We start from the raw sequence: 3,880 nt of genomic DNA on the forward strand, positions 1-3,880 counted from the left end.
CGGCATGGAACCGGTCGGCGTGTAGGTTGCCGCGCGTGCCGCCGCGGTAGCGTGGGTGTCCTCAAACTCGGGGATGACCTCGGCGCTGGGTGCGCGGTACAGGTGGCTATTAGCCCACCACGCGAAGAGTAGAATCACAACCGCCAGGGTGCTGGAGACGAACAGCCACGGGCTGACCTGACCCTCGTAGTAGAGCTTGAAGAACGCGCCGCCCATGAAACCGCCGGCAATCGGGCCGCAGATCGGAACCCACGCGTAGAACCAGCGTGAAGTGCCCTTATCGTGGATGGGCAGCAGGGCGTGCATGAGGCGCGGACCGAAGTCACGGGCGGGGTTCAGTGCGTAGCCGGTCTGACCGCCCAGACCGATGACGAGCACGGCGACCATGAAGCCGAAGGCAAGGGGCTTGAGCACGTCGTTGAGGTTGAGAGAGAGTTCCACACCGCCGCTGATGGACGGCTTGAAGTTCACACCGGTGTACAGTGCCGAGAAGACCAGCATGAACGTGCCGATCATTTCGGAGAGGACGTTGGTGAAGTAGTTGTGAATAGCGGGGACGGTGCCGAAAACGCCGAGCTTAATTTTCTTGTCGGCGGTTGCTTTCCAGTGCGGCAGGTAGTTGAGGTAGACCAGCCCGGCACCAACCATTGCGCCGAGGACCTGGGCGATGATGTAGCCGGGGACTTTCTCCCAGGGGAACTCGCCGTAGGCTGCCAGGCCGATGGACACGGCGGGGTTGAGATGGCCGCCGGAGTATGCGTGGGAGGCGTAGACACCGAAGGTGACGGCGAAGCCCCATCCGAAGGCGATGGTGAAGAAGTTGTCGCCGTGGCCTTTGGAACGGCGAAGTTCGACGTTGGCGATGACGCCGCAGCCGATGGTGCACATGATGAGCGTGCCGAGGAATTCGGCGAGGTAGGGGCTGATGGTGTACACGGGGTGTCCTTCAGGTAGTGAACTGCGGGGTGGTGCAGTGCCGAGCGTGAGGGAGGTGTGGTTTTGTGTGGGTTATGCCGCCTGGGTGACGTGTTTACCCTTTGGCATCTATGGAACCCTGAATACCCTAGAAGGGCAATACTTTGGTGTTATTTCACCCTTAGACATAAGCGGTTTTTCGGGTTTTTCGTTTAAAAATAAATGTGGAAGATGAGGGGAAAACCGGGCATAGTCCACACCTTGGACTCGTCCCTCAATTCGTGGTTGAACCCGTGGGTAAATTCACGGATAAACCCACGAATAAATCCATGGGTAAACTCACGCATAAACCCCCCGATCAAACAACACGTGAACCCCGCCTACACCACCTTCCACCAGCACAGAATGCCCGGGCACCTCGTATGGGGTACCCGGGCAGATTCTATGGTTTTTAGGTTATAGCGGCTTCTCGGCGGCTTGTGCGTGCCGCTACGCGTGGGCTGTTACGCCGCTACTCGGCCGCTACTTCGCGCTCGCCCAGTCGAGAATCGCCTCGAAGAAGCGCTCGCATTCGCTCAGCTGCTCCAGCTCAATCCACTCGTTCGGAGTGTGCGCCTGAGCAATATCGCCGGGGCCGCAAATGATGCTCTGCACGCCGGCGCGCTGGAACTGGCCCGCCTCGGTGCCGTAGGTGACCTTCTGCGGTGTGCCATCGGTGCCCAGCCACTCGTGAGCCAGGTGAATGAGCGGCGCATCATCGGCGGTACCCAGACCCGGTACGGCGGCAAGCAGCTCGTGCTTCACACCCACGCGGGAGGTGAGGCTACCGGGCTCCGCGCCGGTCAGCTTCTCGGCGCGTGCGGCGCGTGCCTGCAAATCCGGCAGAATCACCTCCGAAAGTTCGCGGTCAATGCGCTCCACGAAGGACTCGGTGGTCACCTGTGGCAGGGTGCGCACATCGTACTCCACGACCGCCTGCTCGGCGACGATGTTGTACTGCAGGCCGCCGGTTGCTAGGTTCACGCTACCGGTGGAGTGGGGAATGATGAACGACTCGTCGTAGGGGCCTTCTTCTTCCCACTGGTCCGCCATGTCGGTGAAGAAGGTGATGAATTCGCCGGCTGCGGTGACCGCGTTCACGCCGTGGGTGGCGAGGGAGCCGTGCTTGGGCACGCCGGTGAAGGTGACGCGGCCGCGGTGTGCGCCCTTGTGCGCGGAGATAATGCGCATACTGGAAGGCTCACCAACAATCGCGTAGTCGGGGGCGAGGTTACGCGCCACGAACTCCTCGATGAGGGAGGGGGCACCGACGCAACCGATTTCTTCATCGTAGGAGAACGCGAAGTGCAGGGGAGTGCGCAGCTTCGCCTCGGCAACGCGCGGCAGTAGCCAGAGCGCGACGGCGAGGAAGCCCTTCATGTCGCAGACACCGCGGCCGTAGGCGCGGGTACCCTCCACGCGCAGGGTGAACGGGTCGGCGTCCCAGTCCTGACCGGCAACGGGTACGACGTCCGTGTGGCCGGAGAGGATGAGGCCGCCGCGGGTGGTGCCGTCAGTGGCAGGAATCGTGACCAGCAGGTTAGCGCGGGTGCCGTCCTCGTTGTAGGTGCGCACGCCGCTGTAGCCGTAGCGGGCAAATTCGGCTTCGATGAGCTCAATGAGTTCCAGGTTGGAGGTTCCGGAGACGGTGGGGATCGCGATGAGCTTTTCGAGCCAGGGTAGGGATGCGGGCTGGGTGGTCTGAGCCGTCATGACTGTTCCTTCTGAGCTGTGTTGGATGCGCCGTGTTGGGGTGCTGTGCGCTGTGTTGGGTTGGGTGCGTCGTGCCGTGTGCCGCGTGCGCTTTTATGTTTAGGGTACGCCGCGGGGCGGTATTCGTCGCCTCATGGTCGTCGAATACCGCCCCGTGACCCCTGCGCGGGGTTAGATGCTGTAGTTGTTCACGTTGGAGTGGTCACCCAGCGCGTGGAAGTTACGCGAGTGGTAGACCAGCGGGGTGCCTTCGCAGCCGTTGCGGATGAACTCTTCAACCTTTGCGGTGAAGACGATTGCGGGACCTGCCTCAACGCGGCTGAGCGGGGTTGCGCGCAGTACGCGGCGCACGCCGTGGACGAGGGGCTCGCCGGTGTGGATGAATTCCCAGGTGCTGGGGTCTTCGAAGCGGGGGTAGTCGTGGGTTGCGAAGTTCTTCGCGAGGGTGACATTCTCAGCGTCGAGCATGTGTACGAGGAAGGAGGGTGCCGCCGCAATCTTTGCTGCGGAGCCGCTATTTGCCTTGAGGGAGAATGCGATGATGGGCGGTTCTGCGGCGACGGAGGTCAACGAGGAGGCGGTGAAACCTGCGGGTGCGCCGTTTTCATCAGTTGCGGTGATGATGGCGACGCCTGCGGGCTGGTGGCCGAAGGCGAGCTTGAACTGCTCGGAGGTGTCGGCGAGGGGTGCCTGTGCTGCAATGGGTTCGGTCATAATCGACCCTTTCTTCTGCGGCTGCTTTTGAGGTTCGTCCTGTGGTGTTTGCTCTGGGCGACCCTTTAGTTAAGGGGAGATATGTTTCAGAGTAAAGCTAATGGGTGCTGAACACCTTATTTATTGCCCTATGTTTCTTAGGTGCGCCTTTCATGACGCGGGGCGTGAAATATTACGTCATATTCTTCACCGCTTGGGAGCCTCGATGATGAACTCCGCCGATTGCCCCGCATCAGAGTCTGAGTAGCAGGTTGTGGGTGCTGTCCCTCTCTCTTCTGTGGGGTTTCGCGGGGGTGAAGAGGGCTCTAGGGTATCCTTGCTTGGTACGTGAAAGCGCACCGCGCCCCGTATTTGAGGGGTTTTTCGGCGCGTGAACTGTGGGGAGAAGAGGGTTAATGAGCTGGTTGGCAACTATTCCGCTGCTACTTTTTGCGGTCGTGTTGGCTTTTGGCCCGGGCTATGCGATGGGCTGGGCGTTGCGTGTTCCTGCGCGTCTGCG

The 3,880-nt window shown here is 61.1% G+C and carries 3 protein-coding genes; all 3 read right to left on the minus strand.

All coding sequences use genetic code 11. The features are described 5' to 3' along the window. Nucleotides 1-936, minus strand: a 936-nt coding sequence (locus Q0216_RS02700; protein ID WP_298592726.1) for an MIP/aquaporin family protein, incomplete at its 3' end; no start/stop codon positions are given. A gap of 501 nt (nucleotides 937-1,437) precedes the next feature. Next, the gene (argE, locus tag Q0216_RS02705) at nucleotides 1,438-2,667 is read right to left on the minus strand and encodes an acetylornithine deacetylase (protein WP_298592728.1); all 1,230 of its coding nucleotides are present in this window, start codon (nucleotides 2,665-2,667) and stop codon (nucleotides 1,438-1,440) included. 171 nt (nucleotides 2,668-2,838) lie between these two features. Then, nucleotides 2,839-3,381: a flavin reductase family protein gene (locus Q0216_RS02710; RefSeq protein ID WP_298592729.1), complete on the minus strand. Its 543-nt coding sequence runs from the start codon at nucleotides 3,379-3,381 to the stop codon at nucleotides 2,839-2,841. Nucleotides 3,382-3,880 lie beyond the last annotated feature (499 nt).

This window comes from uncultured Rothia sp. (assembly GCF_937976295.1).
Lineage (GTDB): Bacteria > Actinomycetota > Actinomycetes > Actinomycetales > Micrococcaceae > Rothia.